The 20438-nt window shown below is 63.9% G+C and carries 17 protein-coding genes, 1 tRNA gene and 1 pseudogene; 2 read left to right on the top strand and 17 right to left on the bottom strand.

The window, feature by feature from the left end; all coding sequences use genetic code 11:
- Nucleotide 1 precedes the first annotated feature (1 nt).
- The 13 genes and pseudogenes from HHL21_RS13710 to HHL21_RS13655 all read right to left on the bottom strand — a co-directional run bounded on the left by HHL21_RS13710 (nucleotide 2) and on the right by HHL21_RS13655 (nucleotide 14655).
- The gene (locus tag HHL21_RS13710) at nucleotides 2-712 is read right to left on the bottom strand and encodes a PEP_CTERM-anchored TLD domain-containing protein (RefSeq protein ID WP_169466758.1); all 711 of its coding nucleotides are present in this window, start codon (nucleotides 710-712) and stop codon (nucleotides 2-4) included.
- Nucleotides 713-850: 138 nt separating this feature from the next.
- Entirely contained in the window at nucleotides 851-2266 is a 1416-nt protein-coding gene (locus HHL21_RS13705; RefSeq protein ID WP_169466756.1) for a mannose-1-phosphate guanylyltransferase/mannose-6-phosphate isomerase, read from the bottom strand.
- 13 nt (nucleotides 2267-2279) lie between these two features.
- Nucleotides 2280-3425 (bottom strand): nucleotidyltransferase family protein, encoded by a 1146-nt coding sequence (locus tag HHL21_RS13700; protein ID WP_169466755.1) that lies wholly within the window; start codon nucleotides 3423-3425, stop codon nucleotides 2280-2282.
- 16 nt (nucleotides 3426-3441) lie between these two features.
- On the bottom strand, nucleotides 3442-4440 hold the full coding sequence (gene galE, locus HHL21_RS13695; RefSeq protein WP_169466753.1) for a UDP-glucose 4-epimerase GalE: 999 nt from the start codon (nucleotides 4438-4440) through the stop codon (nucleotides 3442-3444).
- Nucleotides 4437-4565, bottom strand: coding sequence for a hypothetical protein (locus tag HHL21_RS21940; RefSeq protein ID WP_267874079.1), 129 nt, complete (start codon nucleotides 4563-4565; stop codon nucleotides 4437-4439). The genes galE and HHL21_RS21940 overlap by 4 nt, the downstream gene beginning before the upstream one ends.
- Nucleotides 4566-4573: 8 nt before the next feature.
- Complete coding sequence (gene wecB / locus HHL21_RS13685) at nucleotides 4574-5683, bottom strand: non-hydrolyzing UDP-N-acetylglucosamine 2-epimerase (RefSeq protein WP_169466751.1); 1110 nt, start codon at nucleotides 5681-5683, stop codon at nucleotides 4574-4576.
- Nucleotides 5684-5703: 20 nt separating this feature from the next.
- Nucleotides 5704-7359: a heparinase II/III family protein gene (locus tag HHL21_RS21720; RefSeq protein WP_229496406.1), complete on the bottom strand. Its 1656-nt coding sequence runs from the start codon at nucleotides 7357-7359 to the stop codon at nucleotides 5704-5706.
- Between the two features lie 103 nt (nucleotides 7360-7462).
- Nucleotides 7463-8281, bottom strand: coding sequence for an EpsD family peptidyl-prolyl cis-trans isomerase (locus HHL21_RS21715; protein ID WP_370659726.1), 819 nt, complete (start codon nucleotides 8279-8281; stop codon nucleotides 7463-7465).
- A gap of 45 nt (nucleotides 8282-8326) precedes the next feature.
- Nucleotides 8327-9292: a GDP-L-fucose synthase gene (gene fcl, locus HHL21_RS13675; protein WP_169466749.1), complete on the bottom strand. Its 966-nt coding sequence runs from the start codon at nucleotides 9290-9292 to the stop codon at nucleotides 8327-8329.
- Between the two features lie 3 nt (nucleotides 9293-9295).
- Nucleotides 9296-10411, bottom strand: a complete 1116-nt coding sequence (gmd, locus tag HHL21_RS13670) for a GDP-mannose 4,6-dehydratase (RefSeq protein WP_206085780.1) — start codon at nucleotides 10409-10411, stop codon at nucleotides 9296-9298.
- A gap of 178 nt (nucleotides 10412-10589) precedes the next feature.
- Nucleotides 10590-11281, bottom strand: a pseudogene (locus HHL21_RS13665) (exopolysaccharide biosynthesis polyprenyl glycosylphosphotransferase); the annotation flags it as partial.
- Between the two features lie 716 nt (nucleotides 11282-11997).
- Nucleotides 11998-12732: a CAAX prenyl protease-related protein gene (locus HHL21_RS13660; protein WP_229496404.1), complete on the bottom strand. Its 735-nt coding sequence runs from the start codon at nucleotides 12730-12732 to the stop codon at nucleotides 11998-12000.
- An 18-nt stretch (nucleotides 12733-12750) separates the two neighbouring features.
- Nucleotides 12751-14655 (bottom strand): ATP-binding cassette domain-containing protein, encoded by a 1905-nt coding sequence (locus HHL21_RS13655; protein ID WP_169466747.1) that lies wholly within the window; start codon nucleotides 14653-14655, stop codon nucleotides 12751-12753.
- 165 nt (nucleotides 14656-14820) lie between these two features.
- Here HHL21_RS13655 and HHL21_RS13650 point away from each other — a divergent pair.
- A tRNA-Arg gene (locus HHL21_RS13650) sits at nucleotides 14821-14895 on the top strand.
- A 17-nt stretch (nucleotides 14896-14912) separates the two neighbouring features.
- Here HHL21_RS13650 and HHL21_RS13645 read toward each other — a convergent pair.
- Complete coding sequence (locus HHL21_RS13645; RefSeq protein WP_169466745.1) at nucleotides 14913-15059, bottom strand: hypothetical protein; 147 nt, start codon at nucleotides 15057-15059, stop codon at nucleotides 14913-14915.
- 564 nt (nucleotides 15060-15623) lie between these two features.
- Here HHL21_RS13645 and HHL21_RS13640 point away from each other — a divergent pair.
- Nucleotides 15624-17507, top strand: coding sequence for a hybrid sensor histidine kinase/response regulator (locus tag HHL21_RS13640; RefSeq protein ID WP_169466743.1), 1884 nt, complete (start codon nucleotides 15624-15626; stop codon nucleotides 17505-17507).
- Nucleotides 17508-17614: 107 nt separating this feature from the next.
- On the opposite strand, the gene HHL21_RS13635 is transcribed toward HHL21_RS13640, so the two are convergent.
- From HHL21_RS13635 to HHL21_RS13625, 3 genes are all read right to left on the bottom strand, one after another.
- Nucleotides 17615-17986: a hypothetical protein gene (locus HHL21_RS13635; RefSeq protein ID WP_206085779.1), complete on the bottom strand. Its 372-nt coding sequence runs from the start codon at nucleotides 17984-17986 to the stop codon at nucleotides 17615-17617.
- A 201-nt stretch (nucleotides 17987-18187) separates the two neighbouring features.
- Complete coding sequence (locus tag HHL21_RS13630) at nucleotides 18188-18700, bottom strand: MarR family winged helix-turn-helix transcriptional regulator (protein ID WP_169466739.1); 513 nt, start codon at nucleotides 18698-18700, stop codon at nucleotides 18188-18190.
- Between the two features lie 24 nt (nucleotides 18701-18724).
- Nucleotides 18725-20371, bottom strand: a complete 1647-nt coding sequence (locus tag HHL21_RS13625; protein WP_229496402.1) for an AMP-binding protein — start codon at nucleotides 20369-20371, stop codon at nucleotides 18725-18727.
- Between the last annotated feature and the right edge of the window lie 67 nt (nucleotides 20372-20438).

Below are 20438 nucleotides of genomic sequence, written 5' to 3'. Positions count from 1 at the left end.
CTTAATGTATGAACCTGCCGCGGCGCGCCGCGCCACCCAGCAGCGCGAGCCCGCCCAGCAGCATTGCCCAGGTGGCAGGCTCGGGAATCGGCGACAGCGTGAACACTTCCAGGGCATCCACCTGCACGAACTGGCCGCCGAGCGAGCGGTCGATGATCGACAGGCCGGAATCGAGCGGCTTGCCGTAGGTGACCTGCCACGAGAACGCCACCCCCAGCGAGGTGTTCACGAACAGGTCGTGGCCGGTGCCGAAAGTCGGACCGAAGCCGGCGCCATTGAAGGTCTGGTGTTCACCCTGGCTGGGCAGCACATAGCCTGACGGCAGCTGCCGGTACAGCGCCGGCTCGGTCATGTTGAAGATGAAGCCGGTGCGGCGCGAATCGAACGGGGTGTTGTGCCAGCCGTCGGTGGACGACCAGTGCTGCGGATTGAAACCGCCGACAAGAAAGCTCCGGCCGGTGTCGTTGGTCACCTGTGCCAGGGTGAAGGTCGGACCGCGTCCGTCGGCGGCGGCGTGAAAATTAACCGAGCTGTCGCCGTCCTTGCGCGTGTACACCTTGGACAGGTCGAAGGTCCCCTGCCCCAGCCAGCGTTCGAGCTGGGCGTGGCCGCCGGTGTCGAGCAGCGCGCTGCCGCCGCGGATCGCGCCGGCCTGCGCGGGCACGATCCAGGCCGGCAGCAAGGCGGCTGCCGCGATTTTCAGGTTCTTCATGTCATCATCCTTTTAAAAAGATGCGTGATCATTGAAACCTAACACAGTGGCCTGGAAGGTTTGTGCGCTCACGCACCCGCTGCGCGCAGCTCAAATTCCCAGGCAAAAAAAAGGAGGCCGGAGCCTCCATGTTGCCGCTTATGCGCGTTTGTAAATGTCCTCGAAGCGCACGATATCGTCCTCGCCGAGATAGCTGCCCGACTGGACCTCGATGATGTGGAGCGGCACCTTGCCTGGGTTTTCCAGGCGGTGGTTCATGCCGATCGGGATGTAGGTCGACTCGTTCTCGGCCAGCAGGCTGACCTTTTCGCCACAGGTAACGCGCGCGGTGCCGCTGACGACCACCCAGTGCTCGGCACGGTGGTGGTGCATCTGCAGCGACAGTTTTTCGCCCGGCTTGACGCAAATGCGCTTGACCTGGAAGCGGTCGCCCGCGTCGATGCCTTCGTAATAGCCCCACGGACGGTAGACCTTGGTGTGGTGCAGGTGTTCGGTGCGTTCCTTCGACTTCAGGTGCTCGACGATCTGCTTGACGCGCTGGACCTGGCTCTTGTGCGCGACCAGTACCGCATCCGGCGTCTCGACCACGACCAGGTCGGACACGCCGACCACGGCGACAATGCGGCTTTCGGCGCGCACCAGCGAGTTGGACACGCCGTCGAGGTAGACGTCGCCGCGCTGCACGTTGCCGTCGGCGTCGCCTTCCTGGACTTCCCACAGCGCGGACCATGAGCCGACGTCGCTCCAGCCGATATCGGCCGGCACCACGACCGCATGCGAGGTGCGTTCCATCACCGCATAGTCGATCGAATCGGACGGGCTGCCGGAAAACGCGGCTTCGTCCAGGCGGCAGAAATCGAGGTCGCGGTAGCCGAGGCGCACCGCCGCTTCGGCGGCGGCGGCGATGTCCGGCTTGAACTGTTCCAGTTCGCGCAGGTAGGTCTGGGCGCGGAACAGGAACATGCCGCTGTTCCAGTAGTAGCCGCCATCGGCGACGAAGCCTTCGGCGGTGGCGCTGTCCGGCTTTTCGACAAAGCGGTCGACCTTGTAGCAGTCCTCAACGCCGGTGGCGCTGCCGCGGCAAATGTAGCCGTAGCCGGTTTCCGGCGCCGTCGGCACGATGCCGAAGGTGGCCAGCGCGCCATCGCGCACCGTGCTGGCGGCGCGGGCAACCGCGCTGGCGAAGGCTTTCTTGTCCTTGATGACGTGGTCGGCCGGCAGCACCAGCATGACCGCGTCGGGATCGATTGCCATCAGGTAATTGGCGGCGGCAGCGACTGCCGGCGCGGTGTTGCGGCCCGCCGGTTCCAGCAGGATCCCAAGCGGCGTGACGCCGATTTCGCGCATCTGTTCTGCCACCATGAAGCGATGGTCGTTGCCGCAGACAACCAGCGGCGCCATCAGTTCAGGCCAGTCCCCGACCCGCAGTGCTGTCTCTTGCAGCATCGTGCGGTCCGTTACCAGTGGCAGCAGCTGCTTTGGCAGCACTGCGCGCGACAACGGCCACAAACGGGTGCCGGCGCCGCCGGAGAGGATGACTGGATAAATTTTCATGGGCTTCCTTATCTTATTTTGCGTAAATCATGTCGCCCTCGGTGCGGCGATGCTGGCGCCGGTCGCGCGCATTCACCCACTCTTCGGACGAGTATTCGGTACTGTGCTTCATCTCGCCTTGGCGGTCGACACTATAATCCTTAAATACTATCATTTCATGCAGAGTTACATCGTGCAACACCCTTGTATATTCAAACAAGACGCTGCGCACGATTTCCGCGCCTTCGCAGATGTGGCTGCCATGCCCGATCCAGGAAGGGCCGATGATGGTCACGCCCGATTCGATCAGGCAGCCCGAGCCGATGTAGACCGGCCCCTTGATCACGGTGCCGTTCCAGTCGATGCTGGTGTTCAGCCCTACCCAGACGCCATCCTTGACCTGGATGCCGGGCACGACCATGTGGGCCACTTCGCCCTTCAGCACGTCCTGCAGCACTTCCCAGTAATCGGTCACGCTGCCGATGTCGAGCCAGTTGAACGGACGCTTCTGCGCGTAGAACGGCAGGCCGCGTTCGGCCATCAGCGGGAACAGCTCTGAGCCGATGTCGACCGGCCGGCCCGACGGAATCAGGTCGATGACTTCGGGTTCGAAGATGTAGATGCCGGTGCTGATGAAGTTCGACAGCGCCTGCTCCCTGGACGGCTTTTCCTGGAACTGGGTGATGCGCCCTTCCTTGTCGGTGACCACCACGCCGTAGCTGGAAACCTTGTCGCGCGGGACTTCGCGCGTGATGACGGACGCCAGCGCACCCTGGCGGCGGTGTTCGAACAGCGCCGACTTGAGGTCGAGGTCGATCAGCGCGTCGCCGCACAGGACGATCGTGGTTTCATCGAAGAAGCCGCCGAACTCCTGGATCTTCTTCATGCCGCCGGCCGATCCGATCGGCTGCGGCACGACTTCGCCTTTATCGTTGGTATAGCCTTCGAACGAGTAGCCGATTTGGACGCCGAACTGGTGCCCTTCGCCGAAGTATTCCTCGATCTTGTCGTGCAGGTAGCTGACGTTGACCATGATTTCAGTGACGCCGTGCTTGGCGAGGTGTTCGACCAGGTAAGCCATGACCGGCTTGCCCAGCAGCGGAATCATAGGTTTCGGCAGATCGTAAGTAAGCGGACGTACGCGTGTTCCCTTGCCCGCAGCCAGAATCATCGCTTTCATCGGTGCATCCTCGTTGTTACTTCGGCGTTGACTGATATCGCCATGCATCGGCGCACATTTGTGCGACATCGCGTTCGGCCTTCCACCCGAGCTCGGTTTGCGCGCGAACCGGATCGGCATAGCATTTGGCGATGTCGCCAGGGCGTCGGTCAACGATTTTGTACGGAATCGGCTTGCCGCAAGCCTGTTCGAAGGCGCGTACCATTTCCAGCACGGTGTTGCCGCGTCCAGTCCCCAAATTGTACGTAACAACGCCAGGACCTGTCGCCAGCTTGTTGAGCGTTTTTACATGGCCAATGGCCAGATCGACAACGTGGATGTAGTCGCGCATGCCGGTGCCGTCAGGGGTCGGATAATCGCCGCCGTAGACCGACAGGAATTCGCGGCGGCCGTCGGCGACCTGGGCGATGTAAGGCAGCAGGTTGTTCGGGATGCCGTTCGGCTCTTCACCGATCAGCCCGCTTTCATGCGCGCCGACCGGGTTGAAATAGCGCAGCAGCGCGATGCGCCAGCTCGGGTCGGACAGCGCCAGGTCGCGCAGCATCTCTTCGATCATCAGCTTGCTGCGGCCGTAAGGATTGGTGGCGTGCAGCGGAAAGTCTTCGACGATCGGCACGCTGGCAGGGTCGCCATACACGGTGGCCGACGACGAGAACACCACCATCTTCACGCCGAATTTGGCCATCGACTCGAACAGCACCAGGCTGCCGTAGACATTGTTGTCGTAGTAGCGCAGCGGCTGCGCCACCGATTCGCCGACCGCCTTCAGGCCGGCGAAGTGGATCACCGCGTCGATCGGACTGGCTGCGAACGCCGCCTCCATCGCCGCGCGGTCGCGGATGTCGCCTTCGATGAAGGCCATCTTCTTGCCGGTGATCCGGGCGACCCGGTCGCCGACGGCGGTGGTGCTGTTGGAGAGGTTGTCGTACACGACCACTTCATGGCCGGCCTTGAGCAGTTCGACGAAGGTATGGGAACCGATGTAGCCCATGCCGCCTGTAACGAGAATTTTCATGCTGTGTCCTTGTGAGTTACGTCGGCAAAAGTCTGGTGCGGCCGTCCTGACTGGATGAAACCTTCGACCTTGCCAAGCGTCTCTTCCATCGTCAGGTTATCGACCTGGCACCCCATCAACGTCATGCGCGCGTTCATGAAATATATCTTCCCAAAATCTCGACGATGCGCTCGGCCGCCTTGCCGTCCCACAGGTGCGGGCGGCGCCCGGTCTTGCCCTCGCCGCGCAGGACCTTGCGCGCTTCGGCCATGATCTTGTCCGGGTCGGTGCCGGCCAGGACGTTCGAGCCTTCGTCGACCGTGACCGGACGCTCGGTGTTTTCGCGGATCGTCACGCACGGCACGCCCAGCGCGGTGGTTTCTTCCTGCAGGCCGCCGCTGTCGGTCAGCACGACCGCCGCGTCCTTCCACAGGTTGAGGAAGGCCATGTAGGCCTGCGGGCCGGCCAGCGTGATATTCGGGCCGAGGTCGATGCCGAACTTGTCCAGGTTGGCGCGGGTGCGCGGGTGGACCGGGAAGATCAGCGGCAGCTCGTTCGAAATCTCGCGCAGTGCGCCGCCGATGCGGGCAAAGTTCTCGGCGTCGTCGACATTGCTCGGGCGGTGCAAGGTGACCACGCCGTAGCGCTGCTTCGCTTCGATGCGCGCGGCCTTGAAGGCGGCGGTCTCGAAACCGCTGGTGTCGGCGCGGGTCAGCTTATCGGCCTGGAACAGGACGTTATCGACCATCACGTGGCCGACGTAGTGGACCGCCGAATCAGGCTTGCCTTCGCGCTTCAGGTGTTCCAGCGCGGCCGGCTCGGTGACGAAGAACCAGTCCGAGATGCTGTCGGTAACGAGGCGGTTGATCTCCTCGGGCATCGACATGTCGCCGCTGCGCAGGCCCGCTTCGACGTGCGCCACCGGGATGTTGAGCTTCTTGGCGACGATCGAGCAGGCCAGCGTCGAATTGACGTCGCCGACCACCAGCACGGCGTCGGGGCGCTCGGCCATGCACAGCTCCTCGAAACCAACCATGATCTTGGCGGTCTGCTGCGCGTGGCTGCCGCCGCCGGCCGCCATGAACACGTCCGGCTGCGGGATGCCCAGCTCTTCGAAGAACACGTCGTTCATGTCGCGGTCGTAGTGCTGTCCGGTATGGATGATCTTGAAGGACAGCGCCTGCTGCGCCTGGAATGCGCGGACGATCGGGGCAATCTTCATGAAGTTCGGACGGGCGCCCGCGACCAGGTAAATTGTTGGCATAGCTAACCTTCAGGCAAACATTAGGAAAATGATATTGTAAACTGGCATTCTAACGGCGCGCCGTTCGATTTTGTTGTAATTTTTACTACGTCGCACGGCTGCTTCGATTCGTAGCTGCGCGAATACCATCCAAGCGGCGGATCTTGCTGCCCTCGCAGCAGTTCGATGATGGCCCCCGCCCCGGCCACTTCCACCTGCATCTCGAAAGCTTTGCCGCGTACGTGGACGCCACCGTCATTGCGTGTGACCGCAAGACCGGGTGCAAAGTGCCCGAATTGTTCCACCTTGTGCGCGCCCCTTGCCGCGACCTTGTCGGTGACGGCCAGCGTAGCCGAAGCAGCGTCGAACTTCACCTCGCGGATGTGGCGCGCCGGGTCGGGCAGCCGCATGTAGCCATCGTGGGCGCCGCGGAAATCGAACTGGCCAGGCGACTGCGGCATGCGCTCGACGTGGCTGCGCGCCTTGCGCAGCCACATGAAGCGCCCGCCGCTGACCGACTGGTCGACGCCGTCGACGCGCACCGTGTTGTGGGCCGAGGTGCCGCGGAAGTAGTCGCGCCACTCCTTCTCCTGCCAGTACGAATAGGTGCCGGGATCGACCAGGCATTCTTCGCCGGCCACCGACAAGGTCAGCGACAGCGCATCGGCGTGCCCATGGGCCGCGATGCCGAGGTAGCCGAGCGGGCCGCAATCGAGCAGCCCCCTGATCTCGCGGGCGGCGCCAAAATCGCGGCCGAACAGCAGGTAGCCGCCATCCGGGAAGGCCCAGCCAGCCGCTTGTGCGGGCTCGATGGCGCGCGGACGCTGGCCGGGGAAGGCATGCAGCAGCCAGCGCGCGGTGACGCCTTGCGGCGCGCGGTCGCCAGCCAGCGCGCCGCCAAGCGACAGCAGCAGCGCGGCGCGCTCGTGGTTTTCGGGGTCGAGCCGGTACACCATGCCGTCGTCGGCGTCGCCGACCATCGGCACGCGGCCGCCCGCGTCCGTCACCGAGCGCAGGAAGTGCAGCGCACGTTCCAGCGCTTCCCAGTACCGGCTCGAGAACGGCCGCCCGCTGGCCTGGCCCGCGAGGGCGGCCACGATCAGGAATTCGCTGGAGAACACGTGGTACGCAAACGCCTGTTCGCGGTTGACGCCGTCGCTTGAAAACTGCGCCTGCGCTTCACGTTCGAGTTCGCGCGCGGCCTGGTCGCGCCAGCGCACCGACGGGTCCCGGCATGGCCATGCGATCGTGGCCACGTACAGGCCGGCCAGCTCGCCGATCAGGTGGTTGTTGGCGGACGAATGGCGCGACAGGTGGCGCGCGATCGACTGGCAGTGCGCGTAGATGCTGTCAAGCCAGGCGCGGCGCAGGTCCCGCCCTCCTTCGCCGGCGAACAAGGGGCCGTCGGCGCCGCCTGCCAGCTGCCATACCAGCGACCAGTTGATCAGGCGGATACCCATTTCGAGTGAGCTGGTCCAGTTCGGCCCTGTCATCGGCGGGCACTGCTCCAGCCAGCCGGACACCTGCGCGCGCAGCACCTCCAGCCATGCGGCGTCGCCGCTGACCCGCCACGCCTGGGCCAGCCGAACCAGGTGCAGGTGGCGGTTCAGTTCCCACACATGTTTGATGTCGCCGGCGACTACCGGCGGGCCGGGCACGCCGCTGGACGGGTCGCGCGTCGCCGGTGGCGGCGGCATTGGCGGCCACAGGCATCGCCGTCGCAGCCGATGGGGCGGGCGCGTCCGGCACCAGGTCCTTGTTCAGGTACTCGATCCTGGCGGCGGCGCGCAGGCGCGCCAGTTAGGCATCGGCGGCATCCTTGTTCTTCTTGTTCACCAGGAATTGCTCGATCTGCTGGGCGGCGACGTCGACCGTCACCGGCGCCTCGCGCACTTCGGCGATCGCCACCAGCAGGCTGCGCTCGCCTTCGCGCACAGCGAAAATCTGGCCGGTGCGCATCGACAGCAGCCTGGCCGACAGCTCCGCCGGCATCTCGGCCGTGCTGCGGGCCACCCGGTTGCGCGCGTACTTGATCTTGTTGGCGTCGAACCAGAGCACCATCCCTTCCAGCGATGTTGAGGTCTCGGCGGCCTTTTTGACTTCCGGCGTCAAGTCGCGCGTCGCGATGACCAGCTGTTGCATGTCGAACGCCCTGCGCTTGCTGAAGAATTCGGGATGCTGGTTGAAGTAGGCCTCGACTTCGGCGCGGGTCGGCCGGGCCTGGGTGCCGATGTGCTTCTGCATGTAGGCCTGGGCGATGATAAGCGCCCTGGCCCGTTCGATCGCCTGCATCACTTTCGGGTCGCGGTCGAGCTTTTCCTTTTCCGCTTCGTGCTGCAGCAGCTGGCGGTCGATCAGCACGCGCACCAGCTGCCTGCTGGCGGCCTGCTGGCTCGCCGACGCGACGTTGGCGCGCTGCAGCTCCTCGTTCAGCTGCATCGTGGTGATTTCCTCGCCATTCACGCTGGCGATCGCCTGGCCCGGCTTTTTGGCGGCGGCCTGCCTGTCGCCGCAGGCGGCAAGGGCCGCGGCGAGGATGGCGAGGATCAGCGCGGCAACGCCCATCGCGCGCCGCGTGGTCTTGTGTTTCATCGGGATTGGCATGTCCGTGTTGTCCACGATAGGCCTCGTTTGATTGCCTGATCAAAAATCCGCGCCAAAAGATCAGCGCGCCGCCTGGCTAACCAGGAACGCCTGATAGGCGCTTCCAAGGCCATCGGCCAGGGTGGTGCGCGCGCTCCAGCCGAGGGTGCGCAGCTTCGATACGTCGAGCAGCTTGCGCGGCGTACCGTCCGGCTTGGAAACGTCGAACACGATATCGCCGTGGTAGCCCACCACCTTGCCGACCAGCCTGGCGAGCTCGGCGATCGTGACGTCCTGGCCGGTGCCGACGTTGATATGCGAATGCATCGGGTCGGTGTGTTCGCCATACGTGGCGCGGTCGAGCTGCATCACATACACGCTGGCCGCGGCCATATCGTCGACGTACAGGAACTCGCGCATCGGCCGCCCGCTGCCCCAGATCACCACTTCCGGCGCGGCGCCGGCCTTCGCTTCGTGGAAGCGCCGGATCAGGGCCGGGATCACATGGCTGTTTTCAGGGTGGTAGTTGTCGCCCGGACCGTACAGGTTGGTCGGCATGACGCTGCGGAAATCGGTGCCGTACTGGCGGTTGTAGCTCTCGCACAGCTTGATGCCGGCGATCTTGGCCATCGCATACGGTTCGTTGGTCGGCTCCAGCGCCCCGCTCATCAGGTATTCCTCGCGGATCGGCTGTTCGGCCAGGCGCGGATAGATGCAGGATGAACCAAGGAACAGCAGTTTCTGCACCCCGCTCTTCCACGCTTCGTGCACGACATTGGCCTGCACCATCATGTTGTCGTAGATGAATTCGGCGGGATAGGTATTGTTGGCATGGATGCCGCCGACCTTGGCCGCCGCCAGATAAACCTGGTCGATCCTTTCGGTGCGGAAGAACTCGCGTACCTGGGCCTGGTCGGTCAGCTCCAGTTCGGCGTGGCTGCGCGTGACGATGTTCTCCAGCCCCTGCCCTTTGAGGACGCGGACGATGGCGGAACCGACCAGCCCGTTATGGCCGGCGACGAAAATGCGTGGTTGCTCGTTATTCAAAACTCACTCCAGAGAAATTGCTACGTTATATCCATGCGACGTCAGCAGTGCATGCCGGCGCGCCTTGTCGAGGTCGTGCGCCACCATTTCCTGCACCATGTCTTCGAAGGTGGTGCGCGGCACCCAGCCCAGCTTTTCGCGGGCCCGGCTCGGGTCGCCCAGCAGGCTTTCGACTTCCGCCGGACGGAAGTATTGCGGGTCGACGGCGACGATGGATTGCCCGACGCGCGCCCCTGTGGCGCGTTCGCCGCGGATGGCGGCAATCGTTCCCGTCTCGCCAGTACCGTGGCCGCTCCATTCAATGTCGATGCCCAGCTCGCGCGCGGCCACCTCGACGAAGTGGCGCACCGAATACTGGCGGCCGGTGGCGATGACGAAGTCTTCCGGGCTGTCCTGCTGCAGCATCAGCCACTGCATCTCGACGTAATCGCGCGCATGGCCCCAGTCGCGCAGCGCCTCCATGTTGCCGAGGAAGAGCTTGTCCTCCAGCCCCAGCGCGATATTGGCCAGCGCGCGCGTGATCTTGCGCGTGACGAAAGTTTCACCGCGGCGCGGCGATTCGTGGTTGAACAGGATACCGTTGCAGGCATACATGCCATACGCCTCGCGGTAATTGACCGTGATCCAGTACGCGTACAGCTTGGCCACCGCGTACGGGCTGCGCGGGTAGAACGGCGTGCTCTCGCGCTGCGGCGTTTCCTGCACCAGCCCGTACAGCTCGGAGGTCGAGGCCTGGTAGAAGCGCGTGGTTTTTTCCATTTTCAGGAAGCGGATCGCCTCGAGCAGGCGCAAGGTGCCGATGCCATCGACGTCGGCGGTGTATTCAGGCGACTCGAACGACACCGCCACGTGGCTCATCGCGCCCAGGTTGTACACCTCGTCGGGCTGGACCTGGTGCAGGATGCGGGTCAGGTTCGAGGTGTCGGACAGGTCGCCGTAATGCAGGACGAAATTCGGGTTGGGCGCATGGGGATCCTGGTAGATATGGTCGATGCGGCCGGTATTGAACAGCGACGAGCGGCGCTTGATGCCGTGCACCTCGTAGCCCTTGGCGAGCAGCAGCTCGGCCAGGTAGGACCCGTCCTGTCCGGTCACCCCGGTAATCAGTGCTGTTTTCATTATTTTTCTCACCCTCGTATGTACAGTGGTTCAACATGCTACAGCGATACGGCCCTGTTGAACACATTGCAATCGTCCGACCATTCTAACGCGTCGAAAACTCCAAATTCAAGCGCACCTCCAATTGTGCTTAGACTGCTTACGCAGGGTTGAACAAACATCCGTTAGCGGGAACTTTTTAGTACGCGTTCTGACGCGAGATCACGACCTTGACTGTCTTCAGGATGATCCACAGGTCAAGCCACAGCGACCAGTTGCGCAGGTAGTCGAGGTCGTACTGGACGCGCGCCTCCGTCTTTTCCAGCACTTCCGTTTCGCCGCGCATGCCGTTGACCTGGGCCCAGCCGGTAATGCCGGCTTGACCTTGTAGCGCAGCATGTAGCCCTTGATCAGTTTGCGGTACTGCTCGTTGTGCGCGACCGCGTGCGGGCGCGGTCCGACGATGCTCATGCGCCCCTGCAGCACGTTGATGAACTGGGGCAACTCATCGAGCGAACTGCGGCGCAGGAAGGCGCCGATCGGCGTCATGCGCGGGTCGTCCTTGCGGGCCTGCTCGATGGCAGTGCCGGCGTCGGTCACGGTCATCGAACCGAATTTGTAGACGATGATTTCTTCGCCGTACAGGCCATAACGGCGCTGGCTGAAAATGACGGGTCCCGGCGAAGTCAGCCTGACGGCCACGGCAACCAGCGCCATCAGCGGCAGCACCGTCAGCAGGATCAGGGCGCCCAGCACGATGTCGCTGGTGCGCTTGACCATGCTGTTGATGCCCATGAACGGGCTTTCGCAGATCGCCACCACCGGCATCCCGCCGACGTTGTCGAAGCGCGCCTGCATCAGGTCGAACACATACACGTCCGGCAGGAAATAGGCGCCGGTTCAGGTACTTGCCCTTGATCCTGCGCGCCACCAAACCGACAGTGCTGCCGCTGCGCGGCAGGTAGTCGGCGCCGATGTCGACCGCGTCCTCGGTGCGGTCGTTGCAGCGCTGGGCCGGCAGTTCGTAGGTGTACTTGTCGCGCGAGGCGGCGCTGCGCGCGCGCCAGCCCGGGTGGAAGCGCCAGGCGCCGTCGACGTACTGGCGGCGGTGCTCGCGCAGGTTGCGCCGGTCGCTGCGAAAATCGGTGTAAGGCGCCAGGGTCTGTTCGTAGTTAGTGCCGAGCTGGCCTTCGAAGCGCTTGCCGAGCTGCCAGTTCCAGCGCGCCTGCAGATCCTTGCCGTCGTAGTCGAGCTGGTCGAAATGATCGAACGCGACCCTGGTGATTTTGGCCTGGGCGAAAACTTTCTGGCGGCCCCAGGTCTTGTTGAACAGCAGCCCCGCATGGGCCTGGCGCGCCGAATCGCTGCGCTGGCCGTCGAAGCCGGGGTGCCCGCCAGGCAGGCGGAACAGGTTATCGTCGTGGAAGTAGCCCAGCCCGGCCAGCGGGTCGAATCCCTCGTCGCCCGGGGCCGCCATCGATGCGGACATGCCGCACATGGCGCTGGCCAGCAACACGACACGGCAGGCGCACGGGGTAGTCTGGAAAGGTTTCAACATATCAGCCATCTTTTTATCGATAGTGCTGCTGAAACCCCCGGCTTGCCTGCTACCAGTAAGTCCAGTTACCGGTATAAACAATCCATACGCCCAGCAGTCCATTGGTTAAAGCATGAGCCAGGATCGGCGACCACAAGGTCCGGTGCCGGACGTACAAGGCGCCATACGCGGCGCCGGCGACGATCCCCGCCAGCCACAGGTTGTGCTCAAAGCCGAACAACAGAACAGTGACAACAAATGCCTTCAGGCTGGCTTTCGCCGGCTCAACTTTTTCAAAATCCGCCGCGTCGATCCACCGCATCAGGAAAGAGCGCCAGAACAATTCTTCCATCACCGGCACCACCAGCGCGGCGCCAAAGATGCGTACCGCCACCATCAGCCAGTCGATGCGGCCATCGGTGGTCGGGTTGAAACCGTCGGGCGAACCGATCATCATCCAGTCCGCATTCAGGCTGACCCATAGCACCAGCACCACCGCGCCCGTCACCAGCGCCACAATGGCCGCGCCGATTCCCAGGCGTGGGCCGCGCAATTCGGTGTAGTGGCGGCGGAAGATGACCAGCATCAGCATGACGGCGCTGATTTTGACGGCGTAGAGCCATCTCAAGTCGTGGGCATTCCATCCCAGGCGGCCGAGCAATTCGGCCACCGGGATGAAAAAGATGTAGGTGATAAAAGGCAGGATCCGCGCCAGGGCGGCGCGACTGAACATCGGTCCGTCTTCGGCGGCGGTGCCGCCGGCCGCGCTGCTGGCGGCGGACGGTCTCTGGTGTGGCTCTGGCATGGCTCTCGCTGAGGTTACTTACCCATTCGTGCGCGCCTCGATCTCCTCCCAGCGTTCGAGCGCCACCAGCAGCTTCTCTTCGATTTCGGTGAAGCGCGCATTGATGCGGCGCGCGTCGGCCGGATTGGTCTTGTAGAAGTCCGGGGCATTCAGCTGCAAGGTGATCTGGCTCTGCTCGTCCTCGAGGCTGGCGATCAGCAGCGGCAGCTCTTCAAGCTCGCGCTGTTCCTTGTAGCTCAGCTTTATCTTTTTTGCAACAGGAGCTTCAGCGGCCGTGGCCGTCGCAGCCGGCCTGGCCGCCAGTTTTGCCGGCGTTGGCGCCGGCGCCTGCGCCTTCACCCGCTCCCAGTCGGTATAGCCGCCGACGAATTCGCGCCAGCGTCCCTCGCCTTCGGCGACGATCACCTGGGTGACCACGTTGTCGAGGAAGGTACGGTCGTGGCTGACCAGGAACACGGTGCCGGTGTAGTCTTCCAGCAGTTCTTCCAGCAGCTCGAGGGTGTCGATGTCGAGGTCGTTGGTCGGCTCGTCCAGCACCAGGCAGTTGGCCGGCTTGGCGAACAGGCGCGCCAGCAGCAGGCGGTTGCGTTCGCCGCCCGACAGCGACTTGACCGGCGAGCGCGCACGCTCGGGCGCGAACAGGAAGTCGTTCAGGTAGCTCATCACGTGCTTTTTGGCGCCGTTGATCTCGACCCAGTCGCTGCCCGGGGCGATGGTTTCCATCAGGTTGGCTTCTTCGTTGAGCTGGGCGCGCATCTGGTCGAAGTACGCGACCTGCAGCTTGGTGCCGAGCTTGACCTTGCCGCTGTCTGCCATCTCCTCGCCCAGGATCATCTTCAGCAAGGTGGTCTTGCCGGCGCCGTTGGCGCCGATCAGGCCGACCTTGTCGCCGCGCAGGATGGTGCCGCTGAAATCGCTGACGATGACCTTGTCGCCATAGCTCTTGTTGACGTTTTCCAGCTCCGCCACGATCTTGCCGGAGCGATCGCCGGCGGTGACCGCCAGGGTGACCTGGCCCTGCTGTTCGCGGCGCGCGGCGCGCTGCAGGCGCAGCGCTTCCAGGCGGCGCACGCGGCCTTCGTCGCGCACGCGGCGTGCCTTGACGCCCTTGCGGATCCACACTTCTTCCTGCGCCAGGAACTTGTCGAACTTGGCCGCTTCGACCTCTTCGATTTCCAGCTGCTCGGCCTTGCGGGTCTGGTAGGCCGAGAAATTGCCCGGGTACGACAGCAGCTTGCCGCGGTCGAGTTCGATGATGCGGGTGGCGACGTTGTCGAGGAAGCTACGGTCGTGGGTGATGAACAGCACCGAACCCTTGAAGTCGCGCAACAGGCCTTCGAGCCACATGATGGACTTGAAGTCGAGGTGGTTGGTCGGCTCGTCGAGCAGCAGCACGTCGGGTGCGGACACCAGCGCGACGGCCAGCGCCACGCGCTTCTGCATACCGCCGGACAGGGTGCCCATCAGCGACGCGCCGGCCAGGTTGAGGCGGTCGAGCGTGGTATCGACCTTGTTCTGCATGCTCCAGCCGTCGGTCGCATCGAGCTTGACCTGCAGGTCGTGCATGCGGTCCATCAGGGCGTCGTCGTCGCCCTGGCCGAACTGGCCGGTCAGCGTTTCGTACTCTGCCAGCATGGCGGCCTGGTCGCCCATGCCGGCGGCGACCGCGTCGAACACCGACATTCCCGGATCGAAGGTCGGTTCCTGCTCGACGTAGGCGATCTTGATGCCCTGTTGCATAACGAGCAAGCCGTCGTCGAGCTTGAACTTGCCCGAAATGACTTTCAGCAGCGAAGACTTGCCGGTGCCGTTGCGCCCGATCAGTCCGACGCGCTCCGTGGTTTCAAGGGAAAATTCCGCGTGATCGAGCAGCGCGACGTGGCCGAACGCGAGTTGCGCCGACGAGAGGGAGATGACAGCCATGACTTATTTACCGGTGCGAGGCCGTGCTGGGAAGCAGGGCCGGAAATGAAAGAAACACGCATTGTACCGATAGATCGGCGCCGCCATTCTATTTGTCGCCCGTCCTCGGCTATAATTGCGCTCGGTTCACGACACCGGCATGCCCGATCGCCGAACCACAGAGTCCTCTCCGTAGCACAATGGATAGTGCACATGCCTCCTAAGCGTGGGATACTGGTTCGATTCCAGTCGGAGGGACCAACCCATATGTTTGCGTTTCACCTCAATCGCTTGACGCGCTCTTCCGCAAAGCCCGCGACCGAACGTGCATCGAAGGCGGGACGTTCCACGACACCCGGCACGCGGTTGTCACACGGCTGGCCAAGCAGCTCGGGGTACTCGACCTGGCGCGTATGGTTAGCCACAGGGATCTGCGAATGCTGCAGGTGTACATACCGAGATCGGGCTAATCGTATTTTGGATGGTCTTCTAAATCAACACCTTGGCACACAACTTCCGACAGCGTGGGGAACGAGCATTTGGTATGCGCTGGTAGCAGTGGGCATCGTTGGGTCGTCGGCACCGCGCGGCCGCAATCCGGGTGGCAACGAGCTGCTTAGCCAAAGCCTCCATCCGCTCCAAGTACGCAAACCGGGTCGAGCTGATCATCTGCAGTGGTGAACTGTCTGCTTCACCATGCATACGCACGTCGATAATGTGAGTCATGCTATCACCTCATTGCCGCGGGTCGTAGAATTTGCGCCACCAGAGGGCTTGCCCACGCCAGCCGGCAGCTGGTGGCGTTGCCGGCCTGGACGGGCCGCGCGCCTCCTGATCATTTCCTTATATAATTGCCCAATAGTTACTGGCGGAAACGGTTGTACACATCGGCCAACGCCGTCCGATCGCCGCCGCGCATATTCAAGCCAGAACCCGAGCGGTTCGCTGCTACCGCGCGCAGCCCCGCATGACGAGAACATGAGCAATTAATGACGAACCAGATCCACAACCTGAGCTATGAGCAGCGCCAGCAATTGCTGATCTCGAGCATCCGGGACTACGCGATTTACCTGCTGGACCCGGACGGCAAGGTCAGTTCCTGGAATGCCGGCGCCGAACGCTTCAAGGGCTATCAGGCTGACGAGATCGTCGGGCGGCATTTCTCGCGCTTCCACACGCCCGAAGACCAGGCCAGCGGCGTGCCGGCCCGCGCCTTGCTGACCGCCCGCACCGAAGGCAAGTTCGAGTGCGAAGGCTGGCGCGTGCGCAAGGATGGCTCGCGGTTCTGGGCCAGCGTCGTCATCGACCCGGTGTTCGACGGCGCCGAGCTGATCGGGTTTGCCAAGATCACCCGCGACATCACCGAACAAAAGGCCGCGCGCGATGCGCTGCACGCCAGCGAACAGCACTTCCGCCTGCTGGTGCAAGGCGTGGTCGACTACGCGATCTACATGCTGTCGCCGGGCGGCGAGGTGTCGAACTGGAACGCGGGCGCCGAGCGCATCAAGGGCTACCAGGCCGCCGAAGTGGTCGGTTCGCACTTCTCCCGTTTCTATACCGAGCCCGACCGTAAGTCCGGCCTGCCGGCGCTGGCGCTCGCCACCGCCGAGCGCGTCGGCAAGTACGAGTCCGAAGGCTGGCGCGTGCGCAAGGACGGCTCGCGCTTCTGGGCCCACGTGGTGGTCGATGCGATCCGCGACGACAGCGGCACCCTGCTCGGCTTCGCCAAGATCACGCGCGACGTGACCGAACAGCGCCTGGCCGCCCAGTCGCTCGATCAGACCCGGGCCGCGCTGTTCCAGTCGCAGAAGATGGAAGCCATCGGCCAGCTGACCGGCGGCATCGCGCACGACTTCAACAACCTGCTGTCGGTGGTGGCGAGCGGGCTCGAAATCATCAAGACGCGGTCGGCCGGCATCGACAGCAGGGTTCTCGACAGCATGAACCGCGCGATCGAGCGCGGCGCCTCGCTGACCCAGCAATTGCTGGCATTCGCGCGCCAGCAGCCGCTGGCCCCGGCCATCCACAACATCAACAAGCTGGTGGAAGGATTCGAAAGCGTGCTGCGCCGCGCAGTGGATTCGTCGATCGACTTTCACGTCGCGCTCGCGGGCGGCCTGCCGAATGCCTGCATCGATGAAGCGCGCTTCGAAACGGCGATCCTGAACCTGGTCGTCAATGCACGCGACGCGATGCCGGACGGTGGCCGCCTGCTGCTCGAAACCCGCACCGTCATGCTGGACGGACATGGCACGTTGGCGCCGGGCAAATACATCGAGGTGAGCGTCGCCGATACCGGCATGGGCATGTCGCCGGACGTCACCGCGCGCGTCTTCGAGCCCTTCTTTACCACCAAGCCGGTTGGCAAGGGTACCGGCCTCGGCCTGGCCCAGGTGCATGGCTTCATCGTCCAGTCCGGGGGCGACATCGCCGTCGAGAGCACGCCCGGCAAAGGCACCACCCTGCGCATCCTGCTGCCGGTCAGCGGCGAGCAGGAAGGCGAGCGTGCGGCGGACAGCAGCGCGCGCGAAAAGGTGCTGGTGGTCGAGGACGAGGAAGACCTCGCGCAGCTGGCGGCGACGCTGTTCGAGAGCCTCGGCTACGACGTGCTGGTCGCGAACAACGCCAAGGATGCGCTGGCCATCCTGGAGCGCAACGTGGACGTCGATGTGGTGTTCAGCGACGTGATGATGCCGCAGATGTCCGGCATCGAGCTGGCGCGCATCGTGCGGCGCGAGTATCCAGACGCCCGCATCTTGCTCGCGTCGGGCTATCCGATGCCGGCGCTGCGCCAGCAGCAGGGAGATATCGACGAATTCGCGTTCGTGTCCAAGCCTTACCGGCTGCCCGAACTCCTCAAGCGCCTTCGCTGACGCCGCGACCGGCGGCTTCGGCGAGGTGCGCGAACACGGCATGCGTCAGGTATTTTGCAACGAGCTGAAGGTCGGAGGGCGCGCGACGCGCCGCACGTTGAGGCTGGTCAGGGGGACGGCGACGGACTGGGCGGTGCAGGCTGCGCCTCCCGTGCATCCTGGATGCCGCGAATATGGGTCTGCACCATGCGTTCGGTGGTTTCCATCATGGTTGAAGAGATGCTAAGGAACAGACCAACCATGCCCAGGAACATGGCCACCATTGTGCTGACGATCCACATGAGCAGACTGCTTTGCATCTCCCGCATGGCATTGAGAATCTCGCTTCGCAGTTTCTCCTGCGCCACGTTGAAATCGCTGCGCAAACGCTCCTGCGCGGTCAGTATTTCCGTGCGTAACTCAGCGAGATCGGCCTTGGTTGCCAAGGTAGGCAGAACAGTATCGAAACGCATTTCCAGGATGGAGAGCCGTTTGTCCATGCTTGCATGGTACTCCGCGACAGGGGGCGCTGCAACGTCATCAGTATCTTCGGGCTTGCGAGGTTCCCCGGGCATTGAGGCATTCATTTTATTGGCTCCGTTGACGATGCTGCACACTGCGGCACCATCTAGTTTACGGAAGTACCCGGGCCGCGCTTCGGTGTCCACCTGCACTTTGCGCCAAATCAAACTTGGAAACGCTTAAGTCGCGTCCCTACCAAGCCCATCAAGCCGCCGCTTCATCTCCGCCAGCAGCCCGATCATCTGCGTCTTCTCCGCTGTCGGCATATCCTTCAGCATCGACGCAATCCAGCCCTCATGCACCACCGCCATTTCGGCGAAGGCGCGGCGGCCCTCGTCGGTCAGCTTGACGCTGTAGCCGCGCCGGTCGGTCCGGTGCGGCACCCGCACCACCAGTTGCTCGCGCTCGAGCTGGTCGGTGATGCCGGTGACATTGCCACCGGTGACCATCATGCGCCTGGACAGCTCGCCCATGCGCAGGCCGTCGGGATGGCGCTCGAGCTGCGCCATCAGGTCGAAGCGCGGCAGCGTGATGTTGAAGCTGGCGCGCAGGCGGCTACGGATCTCGTTCTCGATCCGCACGGTACACGACAGCATGCGCAGCCACAGCTTGAGCGACTGGTGATGGTCGTCGGTCAGCCGGCTCGCGAGATCGGGATGGCCGTCGTCGTCCTGCTCTTCTTTATCGCGCATCGCGTCCTCGCCTGGCGTGGCGGTTCAAGGGTTGCGCAGCTTGAAGCGCTGCAGCTTGCCGGTCTCGGTGCGCGGCAGCTTGTCGGCGAACTTCACCGAGCGCGGATACTTGTATGGCGCGATATCCGCCTTGACGAAATTCTGCAGTTCCAGCGCCATCCCGGGCGAAGCTTCGAAGCCCGGCTTGAGCACCACATGCGCCTCCACCACCTGCCCGCGCTCCTCGTCGGGACGGCCGACCACGCCGCATTCGGCCACCGCCGGATGGCGCAGCAGCACATCCTCGACCTCGGCCCCGGCGATGTTATAACCGGCCGAAATGATCATGTCGTCGGTGCGCGAGCGGTAATGGAAATAGCCCTCTTCATCCATCTCGTAGGCGTCGCCGGTCAGGTTCCAGCCGTCGACCACATAGTTCAACTGGCGTTCGTCGGCCAGGTAGCGGCAGCCGGTCGGGCCCTTGACCGCCAGCCGCCCCACCACCCCGGGCCCTGCCGGCTTGCCCTGCGCATCGAGCACGCAGGCCTGGTAGCCGGGTATGGGCTTCCCGGTGGCGCCGGGACGGATATCCTCGCCGGCGGCGGAGATAAAGATATGCAGGATCTCGGTCGCGCCGATACCGTCGATCATCGCCAGGCCGGTCGCCGCCTTCCACGCATCGCGCGTCGGCAGCGGAAGCGCTTCGCCGGCCGATACGGTTTCGCGCAGGCTGGACAAGTCGTATTTGCCGGCCAGCGCCGCCATCTGGCGGTAGAAGGTAGGCGCGGTAAAGCAGATCGTCGCCCGGTACTTCTCGATGCTGGCCAACAGGGTCTCCGGCGTCAGCTTTTCAAGCAGCACCCCGGCCGCGCCGACCCGCATCGGGAACAGCAGCAGCCCGCCCAGCCCGAAGGTAAAGGCCAGCGGCGGCGTGCCGATGAAAATGTCGTCCGGCTTTGAGCCCAGCGTGTGGCGCGGGAAGCAGTCGCAGATCGCCAGCACGTCGCGGTGGAAATGCATCGTGCCCTTCGGGATGCCGGTGGTGCCCGAAGTGAAGCTGATCAGGCAGACGTCGTCGGCGGCGCTGTCGGCCGGCGCGAACGGCGTGGTATGGCGCGCGGCCAGCGCTTCCAGCGAACGTGCGTTGCCAGGGTCGTTGAAAAATAGCGTGCCGCGCCCGACGTTGGCCCCGTCGGCGATGTCCAGGGCGGCGTCGATCTCGGTGCGCAGCGAGGCCGCGCACAGTAACGCGTCGGCTCTCGACTTGTCGATGATCGTGGCCAGCTCGCGCCCGCGCAGCAGCGGCATGGTCGGCACGGCGATGCAGCCGGCCTTGAGCACCGCCAGCACGGCGGCCGCCATCGCCGGGTTGTTCGCCCCGCGCAGCATCACGCGGTTGCCGGTGACCAGGCCCATGTCCTCGCGCAGCACGTGGGCGAAGCTGTCGACGCGCGCCAGCAGTTCGGCATAGGTCAGGGTTTCGTGTTCGCCGATGACGGCGGTACGCCCGCCATCGCCGCGCGCGACGGCGGCGTCGAGCAGTTCGGCGACGCAGTTCAGGCGTTCGGGATAGCACAGTTCGGGCAGGTCGAACAGGAACTCAGGCCATTGGTCGGCGGGCGGCAGGTGCTCACGGGCGAAATTGTCGGCATAGCCGGACGGACTCAGTTCTGCTGCGGTCAAGCTTGCCATGGTCGCCCCGATGTGAAGGTTGAGTCGGATATGTGGCAGGAACTTTAAACCTAAAATATACCGTCAG

It is taken from the genome of Massilia polaris, assembly GCF_012927275.1.
Lineage (GTDB): Bacteria > Pseudomonadota > Gammaproteobacteria > Burkholderiales > Burkholderiaceae_D > Telluria_A > Telluria_A polaris.
The sequence above is the reverse complement of the archived record's forward strand: the minus strand, read 5'-3'. Positions and strand labels throughout refer to the sequence as shown.